This window comes from Telluria sp. ZB4P36 (assembly GCF_059685865.1).
Map to the genome: position 1 here is coordinate 23,073 of NZ_JCASIE010000030.1, position 14,062 is coordinate 37,134.

The 14,062-nt window shown below is 67.4% G+C and carries 14 protein-coding genes and 1 pseudogene; 12 read left to right on the forward strand and 3 right to left on the reverse strand.

Going from position 1 to position 14,062, the window contains the following annotated elements; genetic code table 11:
- The first annotated feature begins 65 nt into the window (after nucleotides 1–65).
- Nucleotides 66–1,124, forward strand: a complete 1,059-nt coding sequence (locus AC56LK_RS23945) for a tetratricopeptide repeat protein (RefSeq protein ID WP_497186958.1) — start codon at nucleotides 66–68, stop codon at nucleotides 1,122–1,124.
- Nucleotides 1,125–1,162: 38 nt separating this feature from the next.
- Here the strand turns inward: AC56LK_RS23945 and AC56LK_RS23950 are convergent, their stop codons facing one another.
- From AC56LK_RS23950 to AC56LK_RS23960, 3 genes are all read right to left on the reverse strand, one after another.
- Nucleotides 1,163–1,864: an AraC family transcriptional regulator gene (locus tag AC56LK_RS23950; RefSeq protein ID WP_497186959.1), complete on the reverse strand. Its 702-nt coding sequence runs from the start codon at nucleotides 1,862–1,864 to the stop codon at nucleotides 1,163–1,165.
- 37 nt (nucleotides 1,865–1,901) lie between these two features.
- Nucleotides 1,902–2,654 carry a fumarate/nitrate reduction transcriptional regulator Fnr gene (gene fnr / locus AC56LK_RS23955; RefSeq protein WP_497186960.1) on the reverse strand — a complete coding sequence of 251 codons (753 nt, stop codon included), beginning with the start codon at nucleotides 2,652–2,654 and terminating at the stop codon, nucleotides 1,902–1,904.
- A 95-nt stretch (nucleotides 2,655–2,749) separates the two neighbouring features.
- Nucleotides 2,750–4,402 (reverse strand): hypothetical protein, encoded by a 1,653-nt coding sequence (locus AC56LK_RS23960; protein WP_497186961.1) that lies wholly within the window; start codon nucleotides 4,400–4,402, stop codon nucleotides 2,750–2,752.
- A gap of 228 nt (nucleotides 4,403–4,630) precedes the next feature.
- On the opposite strand from AC56LK_RS23960, the gene AC56LK_RS23965 reads away from it, so the two are divergent.
- From AC56LK_RS23965 to AC56LK_RS24015, 11 genes and pseudogenes are all read left to right on the forward strand, one after another.
- Entirely contained in the window at nucleotides 4,631–6,103 is a 1,473-nt protein-coding gene (locus tag AC56LK_RS23965) for a cytochrome ubiquinol oxidase subunit I (protein WP_497186962.1), read from the forward strand.
- A 2-nt stretch (nucleotides 6,104–6,105) separates the two neighbouring features.
- Nucleotides 6,106–7,113 carry a cytochrome d ubiquinol oxidase subunit II gene (gene cydB, locus AC56LK_RS23970; RefSeq protein ID WP_497186963.1) on the forward strand — a complete coding sequence of 336 codons (1,008 nt, stop codon included), beginning with the start codon at nucleotides 6,106–6,108 and terminating at the stop codon, nucleotides 7,111–7,113.
- Nucleotide 7,114: 1 nt separating this feature from the next.
- Entirely contained in the window at nucleotides 7,115–7,258 is a 144-nt protein-coding gene (locus AC56LK_RS23975) for a DUF2474 domain-containing protein (RefSeq protein WP_497186964.1), read from the forward strand.
- A gap of 85 nt (nucleotides 7,259–7,343) precedes the next feature.
- Entirely contained in the window at nucleotides 7,344–8,045 is a 702-nt protein-coding gene (locus AC56LK_RS23980; protein ID WP_497186965.1) for a TorD/DmsD family molecular chaperone, read from the forward strand.
- 18 nt (nucleotides 8,046–8,063) lie between these two features.
- Nucleotides 8,064–8,303, forward strand: a complete 240-nt coding sequence (locus AC56LK_RS23985) for a formate dehydrogenase (protein ID WP_497186966.1) — start codon at nucleotides 8,064–8,066, stop codon at nucleotides 8,301–8,303.
- Between the two features lie 19 nt (nucleotides 8,304–8,322).
- Nucleotides 8,323–11,142, forward strand: a complete 2,820-nt coding sequence (locus AC56LK_RS23990) for a formate dehydrogenase subunit alpha (protein WP_497186967.1) — start codon at nucleotides 8,323–8,325, stop codon at nucleotides 11,140–11,142.
- A 42-nt stretch (nucleotides 11,143–11,184) separates the two neighbouring features.
- Nucleotides 11,185–11,868, forward strand: coding sequence for a formate dehydrogenase FDH3 subunit beta (gene fdh3B / locus AC56LK_RS23995; protein WP_497186968.1), 684 nt, complete (start codon nucleotides 11,185–11,187; stop codon nucleotides 11,866–11,868).
- Nucleotides 11,865–12,080: a hypothetical protein gene (locus AC56LK_RS24000; protein WP_497186969.1), complete on the forward strand. Its 216-nt coding sequence runs from the start codon at nucleotides 11,865–11,867 to the stop codon at nucleotides 12,078–12,080. Before fdh3B ends, AC56LK_RS24000 begins: the two co-directional genes overlap by 4 nt.
- Before the next feature lie 10 nt (nucleotides 12,081–12,090).
- Nucleotides 12,091–13,203, forward strand: a complete 1,113-nt coding sequence (locus AC56LK_RS24005; protein WP_497186970.1) for a formate dehydrogenase subunit gamma — start codon at nucleotides 12,091–12,093, stop codon at nucleotides 13,201–13,203.
- A gap of 8 nt (nucleotides 13,204–13,211) precedes the next feature.
- The gene (locus AC56LK_RS24010; protein WP_497186971.1) at nucleotides 13,212–13,676 is read left to right on the forward strand and encodes a hypothetical protein; all 465 of its coding nucleotides are present in this window, start codon (nucleotides 13,212–13,214) and stop codon (nucleotides 13,674–13,676) included.
- Nucleotides 13,673–14,062 (forward strand): annotated as a pseudogene (locus AC56LK_RS24015) (hypothetical protein); the annotation flags it as partial. The gene AC56LK_RS24010 and the pseudogene AC56LK_RS24015, both read left to right, overlap by 4 nt.

Here is a 14,062-nt window from a genome sequence, read left to right on the forward strand (position 1 = left end):
GATGGTGCTTTCAACAAGCCCGCCAAGCCGGCATGATGCGCTCGTCCTGTTACCACGAGCCCCTCATGCCGACGATCCCGCTTCCCGCATCCGCTTCACGATGGTTCTCGCGCCGCTTGCTGGCGCTCATGCTGCTGGCCCTCGCGCCTGGCCAGGCGCAGCCTGCCGGGATCGCCACCGCCGTCACGACGCCGAGGAACTGCAGCCCTTCGCTTGCGGTATGCGCGGCAGTGGCGGGCTGGAAGGCCCTCCAGATGTGGCGTCCTCGCAAAATTTGGGCGTTGATAAGGAACGCATCAATCATTCAGGGCCGGCTGGCGATGACACGAGCACGGTCAAGCCATGTATTGTGGCGTCATTTGATACACTTTAGCTTAGGGGTTGCGATACATATCATGCACATTGCCAAAAGACTTCTTTCGCTTGTCAGCGTTGTCTTCGTCTGCGCATCACCGGCCAACGCCGCCGACACATCGCCTGCGGCGATGGTCAAACAACTTACCGTGCTCGCTGGGACCGGTAACGCGGAGGTCAAGTACCACCTCGGGATGTTCCACAATAATGGCATTGGAACTCCCCAGGACAATAAGACAGCATTCCGCTACTTTTCCGAGGCGGCGGAATCCGGGAATTTACTTGCTTCGTACAAGCTGGGTTGCTACTTCGCCGGACAGTTCCCTGGCGTTGTGCCATTGGATGAACAGTCCGCATTGAAGTACAAGCTTCGCGCTGCAGAAGGCGGCTATGACATCGCCCAGCACGATGTTGCCATTTACTTTGGCAAGAAGGGGGACCTCAACACCGCTTTAATGTGGTGGGAAAAGGCGTCTCGCCAAGCGTTCATGCCATCAACAGCATACCTGGCAAATTATTTTTCGAGCGTTGGTTCGAAGGACAAGGTGAAAGGACTCGCTCTCATGCTCCTCCTTGGCGAACAGCTCCCCAACACTCCCAAGGAACTCGCGAACCGATTGGCGGCCGTACAGGCCGGGCTATCTGAGGACGAAAAACTGCAGGCCGAGCGCATTCGGGCTTCCTGGTTCACCGGACCAACACCACTGAGCACTGCCGCGCGTACCAGTGTCGCCGGGTTACCGGCATTGATCAGCTCCTTCAAGCACTAAGTCCCTCTATGTAACTCGCGTAACCGCGCGGACAATTGCTATCGCGTTTGCGCGCGCCGATAGGCGGCCGGCGTCGTATCCATGGCCCGGCGCATGGCCCGCGTCAGGGCGCTCTGCTCCGAGAACCCGGCGGCCAGCGCGATCTCGGCCACCGGCCGTTCGGTAGCGGCCAGCCACTCGCAGGCGCGCCGCAGCCGGCAGGCCAGCAGCCAGTCATGGGGCGTGCTGTCGTGTTCGAGGCGGAACAGGGCATGCAGGCGGCTGGTAGGCCCACCGTGCGCGCCATGCTGTCGGTGTTCCAGGGCAGGCCGGGTTCGACCTCGATGCGGGCGAGCAGGCCGGCTGCGCTGTTCCCAGCGTGAGGGTGTCGAGCAGCAGCGGCGTCCAGCCCTGCAGCACCGATGGGGCGGGCGGCTGGGTGGCGGCCAGGATGCCCATGAATTCGACCAGCTTGCGGGCGGGGGGCCGATGGCGGTGAAGGGGCGCTCCAGCAGCCGCTGCCACGGTCCCTGTTCGAAGCTGGCCGCGCCCACGTCGAGGATCAGGGACTGGTTGGCGACCGGGCTGCACTGCGAATGCCAGGAACCGGGCGCCACCAGCGCGGCGTGCAGCGGATCGAGCCGTCCCTGGCGTCCTTCGATCTCGAGCGCGACTTCGCCGCAGACGGGCAGTACCAGCTGGGCATAGGCATGGCGGTCCCGGAAGCGGGTCTCGCCATCGCTGCGCAAATGGAGGTCCACATGCGCATCGCGCAGGGGCGCGGCCATCGCGGCTGAACTAGCCCATCGGGCTGCAGACGTCGGTGCCGGCCGCCAGCGCCTTGAGCTTGACCGGGTCGAGCAGGGTAAGGTCGCGCTTGTCGACCTGCAGCCAGCCCTGCTTCTTGAAGCGCGACAGCAGGCGGCTGACGCTTTCGATGGTCAGGCCGAGGTAGTTGCCGATATCTTCGCGCGACATGCGCAGCTGAAAACCGTTCGGCGAATAGCCGCGTGCGGCATAGCGCGCCGACAGGTTGACCAGGAAGACCGCGAAGCGCTGCTCCGCCCGCATATTGCCGAGCAGCAGCATGACGTTCTGCTCGCGCGTGATTTCCTGGCTCATGATGCGGTGGAAGTGGCGCAGCAGGGCAGGCACCTGGCCGAACAGCTCTTCCAGCCGGGTGAAGGGGATCTCGCAGACCTCGCTGTCCTCGAGCGCCACGGCATCGCAGTGGTGGGTGCCGCTGATCGCGTCCATGCCCAGCAGTTCGCCGGCCATCTGGAAGCCGGTGATCTGGGTTTCGCCGGCCGCGTTCACCTGGTAGGTCTTGAAATGCCCGAAGCGCACCGCGTACAGGTTGCGGAAGGGCTCGCCCATGGCGTACAGGCGCTCGTCGCGCGCGAGGCGGCGGCGGCGGCCGATGATCTGGTCGAGGCGGTTGATGTCGGCATCCTCGAGCCCCATCGGCAGGCACAGCTGGTGCATGCTGCAGGCGCCGCAGCTGGTCTTGAGGGCCTGGATGCTGACCGGCGCTTCGCCCGGAAGCGACATGGGTTGGTTCATGGCGAAAAAAAACCGAAATGCTGACGCAGCCATTATAGACGGCCGGTCTGCATCCCGGTTTCATTTTCCCGAGGGCAGGTCGGTTACAGGTGATGCCGGTGTTCCGCCTTCATCCTGTAATACTCTTCCCGGCCCCTGGCGCGCACGGTCGCGGCGATCTCGGCCGCCTCCAGCGCCGCCTGGTTCACCGTCGCGAAGGCGTCGGCATCCCCCTTGAGCGCGTCGACGGTCTGCTGCGACTGCGCCGTCCCGGCCAGGGCCAGCCCGAAGGTCGCGGCCACGGCCAGCTCGGCCGCCAGGGTGTCGAGGGTCGGCGCCACCACGCCCCGAACCTTGGCCGCCTCGGCCGCTTCTTCGGATGCCTGGGACGCCGCCAGCGCGCGCGCCAGGCCCATGTCGCCTGCGACCCGCATCAGGAAGTCGAGCGCGGCCTGGCTGCCGCTGCGGTTGGCCAGGTCGCCCAGGCGGAGCAGGGCGGTATTCCGTGCATTGAACACCGCCCGGCCGGTGCGCGGCCCCTGCACGAAGTCGATCAGGGGCTGGACCGCGATCTCGCTGCCGATATAGCCGAGGGTGGCCACGATCTGGGTCAGGAACTCGTCGTGTTGCCCGGGCTCCTGCACCAGCCAGTCGAGCAGCAGGCGGGCATCCTGCTCGCCGTATTGCGAGGCCAGCTCCCAGGGCACGCCCTCGACCCAGTGGCGGGACACGAAGTCGCGCACGTCGGCCGGCGCCTGCAGGCCGCCCGCACCGCAGGAGCAGCCGCCGGCCGGCATCACATTGCCGGTGATGGTGAGCGGGCCTGCCAAGTATGCCGTCGACTCCGCCGCATTGACCACGTTGTGGTCGGTGCCGACGGACGGGTACATGACGGCGCGCGGGTCGTCGGTGCGGTGGCCGAGGCCGCAGTTGTGGCCGTATTCATGCACCCAGATCAGGCCTTCCTGGCTGGCGGTGAAGCGCACCGCGGCCACGTTGACCGAGGCGCTGCCGACCGGGGCGCAGCCGATGATGCTGTCGCCGGGGCCGCCGCACCAGCGGATCGCCTGCACGACCTTGATCCCGGTGCCCGCGCTCAGCAGCGCCGTCAGGTCGGCCGCCGTCTGGATGGTGCCGGGAACGGTCGCCGGCAGCACCCGGACCTCGCCGTTGCGCACGAAACGGACCGGGGTCGCGACGTCCGGGCCGGTGTCGTCGTTCTGGAGGATGGTGCCCATGTCGGCCAGGATCCGGTCGGCGTCGGCCTCGCTCAGGGCCACGCTGCTGTGGCGGTGCACCGTGACCGAGACCGTGCGCAGGTCCGGGGGCGTCACGGGCGGGTTGACGATCAGGTAATCGACGTAGAGCGAGATGTCCGAGCTCCACTCGATGTTGATCCAGACGTCGACGCCGTTCCAGCGCGGGGCCACGTTGTGCACCGTGTAGCGCGCCGCACCGATGAACTTGCCGGCAGGCGGTCCGCCCGGTACGCCTTCGCCGATCGCCACGAACACCCTCGAGCCGGGCTGGATGGCGTTCCAGTTCAGCCGCAACAGCCATTCGCCGCGCCGCGCGCCCCAGTCGTGCCGGTAGGTGAAGCCGTCCCCCTGGAGCACCGGCTGCACGGTGGCTTGCGCGACCCGGGCCTCGGCTTCGGCCCAGGGGCCGCGAATGTCCGAGGAACCGGCAGGCTGGTCCGGGGTCCGGGGCCGGTCGAGGACCAGGGCATCGCGGTCAAGACGGTCGTTTGGTGACATGTTGTTCTCCTCGTGTGGTCAGGGTGGATGATCGGAGGGCGTGAATCGTCAGCCAATATAGACGAGTGCTTCGGGCCGGCAGGACCGATCTGACGCACCATTAATATGGATCAGTGGCCCTCGACGGCAGTCTTCGGCGTATCAAATCGACATCGCCAAGCGTGCGCACCCATCCCGCATGCTAGATTCTGGACACCACAACGGAGTACGACGAGCGAAGGAGCCCGCATGTTCGGTTTGTCCGCTTTGGATCTGGCGCGCGTGCAATTCGCGTTCACGATGTCCTTCCACATCTTGTTTCCAGCAATCACAATCGGCATGGCAAGCTACCTGGCCGTCCTCGAGCTGTGCTGGCTGCGCACGGGGCGCCAGGTCTACGTCGACCTCTACCACTACTGGCTCAAGATCTTCGCCGTCACCTTCGGCATGGGCGTGGTGTCCGGCATCGTGATGGCCTACCAGATCGGCACCAACTGGAGCTACCTGTCCGAATTCGCCGGCAGCATCATGGGACCGATCCTGTCCTACGAGGTGCTGACCGCCTTCTTCCTCGAGGCCGGTTTCCTGGGCGTGATGCTGTTCGGCTGGACCCGCGTCGGTCCGGGCCTGCACTTCGCCTCCACCTGCGCGGTCGCGGTCGGGACCCTGATCTCGGCCACCTGGATCCTGGCCGCCAACAGCTGGATGCAGACCCCGCAGGGCTATGCGATCGAGGGCGGACGCATGGTGCCGGCCGACTGGCTGGCGATCGTGTTCAACCCCTCCTTTCCCTACCGCCTGCTGCACATGGTGATCGCCGCCTACCTCACCACGGCGCTGATCGTCGGCGCCTCCGGAGCCTGGCAGCTGCTGCGCGGGCACGACAACCCGGCGGTGCGCAAGATGCTGTCGATGGCGATGTGGATGATCCTGCTGGTCGCGCCGGTCCAGGCCGTGGTGGGCGACTTCCACGGCCTGAATACGCTCAAGCACCAGCCGGCCAAGCTGGCGGCGATGGAAGGGCATTGGCAGAACGAGGGTGACAAGGCCATCCCGCTGCTGCTGTTCGGCGTGCCGGACATGGAGGAGGAAAGGACGAAGTACGCGGTCGGCATCCCGCACCTGGGCAGCCTGATCCTGACCCACAGCTGGCGCGGGCAGATCCCGGGGCTGAAGGATTTCCCGCGCGAGGACCGGCCCAACGCGCTGATCGTGTTCTGGAGCTTCCGCCTGATGGTGGGCCTCGGACTGCTGATGATCGCCTTGGGCGCCTGGAGCCTGTGGCTGCGCCGCAAGCGGGGAGGAGAAGCGCGCCTGTGGCACAGCCGTCCCTTCCTGCGCTTCGCATTGTGGATGGGGCCGGCCGGCCTGATCGCCATCCTGGCGGGCTGGACTACCACCGAGGTCGGGCGCCAGCCCTGGGTGGTCTACGGGGTGCTGCGCACCGCCGACGCGGTCTCGCCGCACGGCGCCGCCACGCTGGCCCTGACCCTGGTGCTGTTCGTGGCCGCCTACTTCTTCGTGTTCGGCACCGGCACCGTCTACCTGCTGCGCATGATCCGCAAGGGGCCGCAGCGCTTCGAGCTGAACCGGCCCACCGAGGGCGGGCCGGGCGAAGAACGCACGCCGATGCGGCCGCTGTCCGCGGCGGACGTCGGCAACGACGACGAGCCGGGGCCGGAAGGGCCGGGCGGGCCGCACGACGGGCAACGGGAGGGCTAGGCATGGGTATCGACACCACCGTCATCTGGGCGGTCATCATCTACTTCGCCGTCTTCATGTACGTGCTGCTGGACGGCTTCGACCTGGGCATCGGCCTGCTGTTCCCCTTCACCCCGAAAAAGCGCGACCGCGACACCATGATGAACACGGTGGCGCCGGTCTGGGACGGCAACGAGACCTGGCTGGTGCTGGGCGGGGAGGGGCTGCTGGCGGCCTTCCCGGTGGCGTATTCGATCATCCTGTCGGGGCTCTACCTGCCGCTGATCTTCATGCTGGTCGGCCTGGTGTTCCGCGGCGTGGCCTTCGAATTCCGCTTCAAGGCCAAGGAACACGAACGCCACCTGTGGGACAAGGCCTTCATCGGCGGCTCGGTGGTGGCGTCCTTCTTCCAGGGCGTCTCGCTGGGCGCCTTCCTGGACGGCATCGCGGTCTCGGGACGCAGCTATGCCGGCGGGCCGCTCGACTGGATCGCCCCTTTCCCGCTGCTGGCCGGGGTCGGCGTGATGATCGCCTACACCCTGCTGGGCGCCACCTGGCTGGTGATGAAGACCGAGGGCGAGCTGCAGGCGCGCATGGTGCAGGTGACCCGCCCCTTCGCCCTGATGCTGCTGGCGGCGATCGTCATCGTCAGCATCTGGACCCCGTGGCGCGATCCGGCGGTGGCCGAGCGCTGGTTCAGCTTCCCGAACATCCTGTTCCTGGCGCCGGTGCCGGTGCTGGTGCTGGTCTTCATCGTGCTTCTGCTGCGTTCGCTCACACGCGCGCCGCACCGGGTACCCTTCGTGGCGGCGCTGTCCCTGATCTTCCTCGGCTACAGCGGCATGGCGATCAGCATCTGGCCGCACATCGTGCCGCCCGCGATCACCATCTGGGAGGCGGCTTCACCCCCGAGCAGCCAGGGCTTCGCGCTGGTCGGCACCCTGCTCATCCTGCCGATCATCCTGATGTACACGGGCTGGTCGTACTGGGTTTTCCGGGGCAAGGTCAAGGCCGACGCGGGGTATCACTGAGATGGCGACCCGGCCTGGCGCGGCCCGGCGCAAATGGCTGCGGCGCCTCGGCTGGCTGGGCGCGCTCTGGCTCGGCGGCGTGGGCACCCTGGCGGGGGTGGCCTACGTGATCCGCACCCTCATGCACGCACTGGGAATGCGCTGAGGGAAGCCGCCTCCCAACCGTGCGCGGCCTGCTGCAAGGGAGGACTACACTGGTCGTGACCCTTTGCTAACAGGAGTACAGCACCGTGTCCCTCACCGACGCGCCGCCGATCGACCGTCCCATCGACCCCGCCACGCACGTGAACGTGCCCCCGCCGCTGTCCGGCGAAGACCAGGCACGCGCCGACCTGTACGCTCTGCTGTCGCGCCTGCTGCTGGCGGCGCCGGATGGCGCGCTGCTGGACGCCCTGGCGCATGCCGACCCGATCCTGTCCGAAGGGGGCGACCCGGCGCTGGAACAGGCCTGGGAAGCCCTGAGCCTCGCCTCCGGCGTCATGGACCCGGACGCGGTGGCCGGGGAATTCGACGCGCTCTTCATCAGCGTCGGCACGCCGCCGCTCAACCCCTACGGCTCGCGCTACCTGTCCGGCTACCTGAACGACACCCCGCTGGCCGAACTGCGCGCCGACCTGGCGCGCTTCGGCATTGGCCGCGCGCGCGGCGCCGGCGAGTTCGAAGACCACCTGGGTGCCCTGTGCGAGACCATGCGCGTGCTGGTCGCCGGCGCGCCCGCGCAGTCAGGCACGATTCCGCGCCAGCCGCTGACGGTCCAGCAGGCCTTCTTCGAAGTCCACATCGCGCCCTGGTACGAGCGCTGCCTGGACGACATCGCGTCCACCGATGGCGTCAATTACTACCGGCTGGTCGCGCGCCTGGCCGGGGCTTTCCTCGCCATCGAAGCGGAAGCCTTCGTGGTCGGGGAAGCCCTGACCGAATCACCAGTTTAACCAAGACGAGGCACAGGCATGGAACAGCATCCGCAAGCACTGGAGCACGACACGGACGGCAAGGCGGCCGCGCAGCCCGACCCGGCCCGGCGCAGCTTCCTGAAAGCCGCGCCGCTGGGCGCGCTGGCCGTGGTCACCGGCAGCGCGGGCGCCGCCGAAGCACCGGCAGCGGCGCCGGCGGCGTCCGCGCAGGTCAAGCGCGGCTACCACGAAACCGAGCACATCCGTCGTTATTACGAGACCGCCGCCTACTGGTGAGCATAACGGGAGAGTCAGCATGTCCCTAGTCAAGTCGGTCCGCGACAGCGGACTCAAGCGGCGCCGCTTCCTGGTCGGCGCGGGCGTCGCCGCCGGCGCCGGCGCCCTGGCCCGGCAGCTGCCGCTGAACGTGATCGAACCGGCGCATGCCGACCAGGCCCCCGACGCCCCGGTGCCCACCGAGATCAAGCGCACCGTCTGCACCCACTGCTCGGTGGGCTGCTCGGTGGACGCGGTGGTGGCCAACGGGGTCTGGGTCCGCCAGGAAGCCGCCTTCGATTCGCCGATTAATATGGGGGCGCACTGCGCCAAGGGCGCGTCGGTGCGCGAGCACGCCTTCGGCGAGCACCGCCTGCGTTACCCGATGAAGCTGGTGGGCGGAAAATACCAGCGCATCTCCTGGGACCAGGCCATCAACGAGATCGGCGACAAGCTGATCGAGCTGCGCCAGAAATCCGGACCCGACGCGCTGATGATCATCGGCAGCTCCAAGCACAGCAACGAGCAGGCCTACTTGCTGCGCAAGTTCAGCGCCTTCTGGGGCTCGAACAACTGCGACCACCAGGCGCGCATCTGCCACTCGACGACGGTCGCGGGCGTGGCCCAGACCTTCGGCTACGGGGCGATGACCAATTCCTTCAACGACTTGCACCACAGCAAGGCCGTGATGTTCATCGGTTCCAACCCGGCCGAGGCCCACCCGATCTCGATGCTGCACTTCCTGCATGCCAAGGAGCTGGGCGCGAAGATGATCGTGATCGATCCGCGCTTCACCCGCACCGCGCGCTTCGCCCACCATTACGTGCGGGTACGCCCCGGCACCGACATCCCGCTGGTGTGGGGCATCCTGTGGCACATCTTCCAGAACGGCTGGGAAGACAAGGAATACATCGCCGCCCGCACCTACGGCATGGAAGACGTGCGCAAGGAAGTGGCGAAATGGACGCCGGATAAAGTCTCGGACGTCACAGGCGTGCCGGAAGCCTCGGTGCGCATGGCGGCCGAAATGCTGGCCAAGAACAAGCCGTCCTCGGTGGTCTGGTGCATGGGCATCACCCAGCACACGGTGGGCACCGCCAATGTGCGCGCGCTGTCGATCCTGCAACTGGCACTGGGCAACATCGGCAAACCGGGCGGCGGCGCCAACATCTATCGCGGCCACGACAACGTGCAGGGCGCGACCGACGTCGGCCCGAACGGCGACTCGCTGCCGGGCTACTACGGTATCGCCGAAGGCGCCTGGAAACACTTCGCCAGTGTCTGGGGCGTGGAGTACAACTGGATCCTGTCGCGCTTCGCCTCCAAGGAGCTGATGGAGAAGCCCGGCATCACGGTGTCGCGCTGGTTCGACGCCGTCAACGAAGAGAACCAGTACGTCGACCAGCCGAGCAACCTGCGCGCGGTGTTCTACTGGGGCCACGCGCCGAACAGCCAGACCCGCCTGCCGGACATGAAGGCGGCGATGCAGAAGCTCGACATGATGGTCGTGGTCGACCCCTATCCGAGCATGACGGCCTCGATGCACGGGCGCACCGACGGCGTCTACCTGCTGCCGGCCGCCTCGCAGTTCGAGACCTCGGGCTCGTGCACGGCCTCGAACCGCAGCATCCAGTGGCGCGAGCGCGTCATCCTGCCCCTGTTCGAATGCAAGACCGACCATGAGATCATGTATTTGCTGGCGAGGAAGCTCGGCTTCCACAACGAGCTGTGCAAGAACATCAAGGTGGTGCAGAACGAACCGGTGGTCGAGGACATCCTGCGCGAGATCAACCGCTCCTGCTGGACCATCGGCTACACCGGCTGTTCGCCGGAGCGCCTGAAACTCCACATGGAGAACAAGCACACTTTCAACCCGACCACCATGCGGGCCGACGACGGTCCCTGCAAGGGCGACTACTACGGCCTGCCGTGGCCGTGCTGGGGCACGCCGGAGCTGAAGCACCCGGGCACGCCGATCCTGTACGACCTGAGCAAGACGGTGGCCGAGGGCGGCCTGCCGTTCCGCGCCAACTGGGGCGTCGAGCACAATGGCCAGACGCTGCTGGCATCCGACGGCTCGACCAACAAGGACAGCCAGCTCGACACCGGCTATCCGGAATTCGACCACGTGTTCCTGAAGAAGCTCGGCTGGTGGGCCGAGCTCACCCCGCAAGAGCAGGCCATGGCCGAGGGCAAGAACTGGAAGACCGACAACTCGGGCGGGATCATCCGGGTCGTCATCGCCCACGGTTGCGCGCCCTTCGGCAATGCGCGGGCGCGCTGCAACGTCTGGAACTTCCCCGACCCGGTGCCGGTCCACCGCGAGCCGCTGGCCTCGCCGCGCCGCGACCTGGTCGCCAAATATCCGACCTATGACGACAAGGCCAACTTCTGGCGCCTGCCGACCCTGTACAAGTCGGTGCAGGACGTCGATTACTCGAAGGATTTCCCGCTGGTCATGACCTCGGGCCGCCTGGTCGAGTACGAGGGCGGGGGCGAGGAAACCCGCTCCAACCCCTGGCTGGCGGAACTGCAGCAGAACATGTTCGTCGAGCTCAACCCGCGCGACGCGGTCCAGATCCGGGCCAAGGTCGGCGACTACGTCTGGGTCGAGACCCCGACCGGTGCGCGCATGAAGATGATGGCGATGGTGACCGAGCGGGTGCCGGTCGGCCTGGTCTGGATGCCTTTCCACTTCGGCGGCTGGTGGATGGGCGAGGACCTCGAGCGCCATTACCCCGAAGGCGGCGCCCCGACCGTGCGCGGCGAAGCCTGCAACACGGGCTGGACCTACGGCTACGACGCAGTGACGATGATGCAGGAAACCAAGGTGTCGCTGTGCCGGGTTGTCAAAGCCTAGTGCGCGCCTGACGAGAAACGAGGACAAGCGGAGGAGGACAGCATGGCCGCAAGGATGAAATTCATCTGCGACACCGAGCGCTGCATCGACTGCAACGGCTGCGTGACCGCATGCAAGAACGAACACGAGACCCCATGGGGCGTCAACCGGCGCCGCGTGGTGACCATCAACGACGGCATCCCGGGCGAGCGCTCGGTATCGGTCGCATGCATGCACTGCACCGACGCACCCTGCCTGGCGGTGTGCCCGACCAACTGCATCTACCACACCGAGGACGGCATCGTCCTGCACAGCAAGGACCAGTGCATCGGCTGCGGCTACTGCTACTACGCCTGTCCCTTCGGGGCGCCGCAATTCCCCGAGACCGGCATGTTCAACCACCGCGGCAAGATGGACAAGTGCACCTTCTGCGCCGGCGGCCCGGAACCGGATACCTCGGAAGCCGAATTCAAGAAGTACGGCCGCAACCGCATCGCCGAGGGCAAGCTGCCGGCCTGCGCCGAGCAATGCGGCACCAAGGCCCTGCTGGGCGGCGACGCCGACCAGATCGCCGACATCTACCGCCAGCGCGTCGAGACGCGCGGCTACGGCCCCGAGCTGTGGGGCTGGAAGATCGCCTATGGCCGCCCCAAGCGCGGCGGCGAAGTCAAGGCCAAAGGCGACCTGCCGCGTAGCAACCAGCAGGTGGGCGACGTGCAGAACCATCCGGGGAGGTTCCCGCAATGAGCAAGCTCCGCTACTGTGCACTGGCCCTGCCGCTGCTGCTGGCGGGCTGCCTCGAGGTCGACCAGCATCCCGAATGGCTGCGCGGCGAATACGCCGGCAAGGAAGACAACCGCCACTACCAGGTGCGCTTCCACAATGACCGGCTGGCCTGGTCGGCCAGGGTGCAGGACCGTGGCATGAAGCAGAACGAATACAACCGGGCCAACCCGTAAGGAGCCGACGATGCCGACCCCACCCCTGCGCTCCAGCCCCGGCGCCATGTGCGCCTCGCTGGTCCTGATCGTCGCCCTCGTATTCGCGCTGTTGCTGCCGTCGGCCTGGGCTGGCGTGCCCAACAAGGACGCCAAGCCCGCCTACGCCGAGGAGCAGACCATGCTCCAGATCGAGGGCGATTCGGTGGTGCGCGAGCCCGGCCGCGGCAACGCATCCTCCGGCCGGGTCCACATGGACCGCCACTTCCTGGGCCAGTACGGGGCCACCGAAGCCAACGTCATCGTCCAGCGCGGCGGCAATACCTGGCGCCACCTGCGCAACGGGCCGCTGGCCAGCATCGCCGGCTTCATCCTGCTGGCGGTGCCGCTGCTGATCTTCGTGTTCTACAAGGCGGTCGGAGGAGCGAAAGAGGTGCCGGCATCCGGACGCCGCATCAAGCGCTTCACCGCCTGGGAGCGCCACGTGCACTGGGCCACCGCCTATAGCTTCATCGCGCTGGCGATCACCGGCATCATCATCATGTACGGCAAGAAGATCATGCTGCCGTGGATGGGACACGACCTGTTCTCCTGGTTCGCCATCATCTCCAAGTACCTGCACAACTTCGTCGGCCCGCTGTTCATCGTCTGTTCGGTGCTGATGTTCATTACCTTCGTGCGCCGGAATTTCTTCCACCGCCAGGACTGGCAATGGGTGAAGCAGGGCGGTGGCCTGGTGTCGCACAAGCACCCGCCGGCCGGCTTCTTCAACGCCGGCGAAAAAGCCTGGTTCTGGCTCGGCGTGACCCTGCTGGGCATCCTGATGTCGATCACCGGCCTGGTGCTGGACTTCGTCACCTTCGGCCAGACCCGCTATGTGCTGCAGGTGGCGAACTTCCTGCACGTGGCCGGCGCCGCCCTGTACATCGCGGCCGCCATGGGCCACATCTACATCGGCACCTGGGGCACGCCGGGCGCCTACCAGGCCATGCGCGAAGGCACCGTCGACGAGAACTGGGCGGCCGCCCATCACTCGCTGTGGCTGGAACAGGTGAAGAACGGCACCGCCACCGACCCCGCGCACCGCCCGCACCCCGATGGCAAGCCGGCGCGTCCCGCGCCGCGTCCGGGCCCGGCACACTGAGGATCGCCATGAACGTATCCACCATCCTGATCCACGGCACCCTGGCCGCCCTGGCCGCCCTGGCCATGCTGGCGAGCGGCTGCGACCGCGGCCGCCACGCGAGCGTGGGCGGCATCGAGCAGACCAAGTACCCGGGCCAGGTGACGGCGGGCGGGCGCACCGCCGGCGCCATCATCGCCACGACGGCCAAGCCCGTCACCGACGCCACCTATGCGGGCGGCACGCCGGGCCATGCTGGCGGCGCCGGCGGCACCAGCTCGGGCGCCGAGACCGCCGGCACGGTGCGCGAAACCGGCCAGGGGCCGAGTACCGGCGTCACGGCGCCAACCGGCGCCCAGCCGGGCACGCAGACCCAGCCGGGCGAGAACGGCAAGCCGGCGGCGCCGGCCCCGGGCACGGTGGAAGCCCCGGCCGCCACCAACACCGCCCCGCAGGGCCCCGCGGCGCCGGGAACACTGGGAGCCAAGCAATGAGCAAACACCTCCGACTGAGCTGCGTGCTGGCCGGCCTGCTGGCCTGCAGCGCGGCCTCGTGGGCGGGGCTGCCGAAGCCGACCCCGGCCCAGCAGCAGGAAGCCGCCGCCAAGAAAGCCGCGGCCGACGCCAAGGCGGCCAAGGACAAGGAAGCGCTGGCGGCCTCGATGGACGCGCTCAGCACGCGCTGGCGTTCGCAGGCGCCGTCCAAGGGCTGGAAAGTCAATCCGCCGGTGGCGATCGCGGCAGCGCCAGCACCTGCGGCCGGGACGCCGCCCGGTGCGGCGCCGCCGGGCGCCGCCCGCGCCGCGGGAGCCCCCGCGCCGCTCAAGTCCATCATCGGCGGGATGCACCCGGACATGCGGCAGGCCGCCGGTACCCCCGTG

Excerpts from the sequence above, each read along its gene's own strand:
- fdh3B (WP_497186968.1), top strand. The coding sequence starts at position 11,185 with ATGGCCGCAAGGATGAAATTCATCTGCGACACCGAGCGCTGCATCGAC.
- AC56LK_RS24005 (WP_497186970.1), top strand. The coding sequence starts at position 12,091 with ATGCCGACCCCACCCCTGCGCTCCAGCCCCGGCGCCATGTGCGCCTCG.
- AC56LK_RS23985 (WP_497186966.1), top strand. The coding sequence starts at position 8,064 with ATGGAACAGCATCCGCAAGCACTGGAGCACGACACGGACGGCAAGGCG.
- AC56LK_RS23960 (WP_497186961.1), bottom strand. The coding sequence starts at position 4,402 with ATGTCACCAAACGACCGTCTTGACCGCGATGCCCTGGTCCTCGACCGG.
- AC56LK_RS23965 (WP_497186962.1), top strand. The coding sequence starts at position 4,631 with ATGTTCGGTTTGTCCGCTTTGGATCTGGCGCGCGTGCAATTCGCGTTC.
- AC56LK_RS24010 (WP_497186971.1), top strand. The coding sequence starts at position 13,212 with ATGAACGTATCCACCATCCTGATCCACGGCACCCTGGCCGCCCTGGCC.
- fnr (WP_497186960.1), bottom strand. The coding sequence starts at position 2,654 with ATGTCGCTTCCGGGCGAAGCGCCGGTCAGCATCCAGGCCCTCAAGACC.
- AC56LK_RS23975 (WP_497186964.1), top strand. The coding sequence starts at position 7,115 with ATGGCGACCCGGCCTGGCGCGGCCCGGCGCAAATGGCTGCGGCGCCTC.
- AC56LK_RS23990 (WP_497186967.1), top strand. The coding sequence starts at position 8,323 with ATGTCCCTAGTCAAGTCGGTCCGCGACAGCGGACTCAAGCGGCGCCGC.
- cydB (WP_497186963.1), top strand. The coding sequence starts at position 6,106 with ATGGGTATCGACACCACCGTCATCTGGGCGGTCATCATCTACTTCGCC.
- AC56LK_RS23945 (WP_497186958.1), top strand. The coding sequence starts at position 66 with ATGCCGACGATCCCGCTTCCCGCATCCGCTTCACGATGGTTCTCGCGC.
- AC56LK_RS24000 (WP_497186969.1), top strand. The coding sequence starts at position 11,865 with ATGAGCAAGCTCCGCTACTGTGCACTGGCCCTGCCGCTGCTGCTGGCG.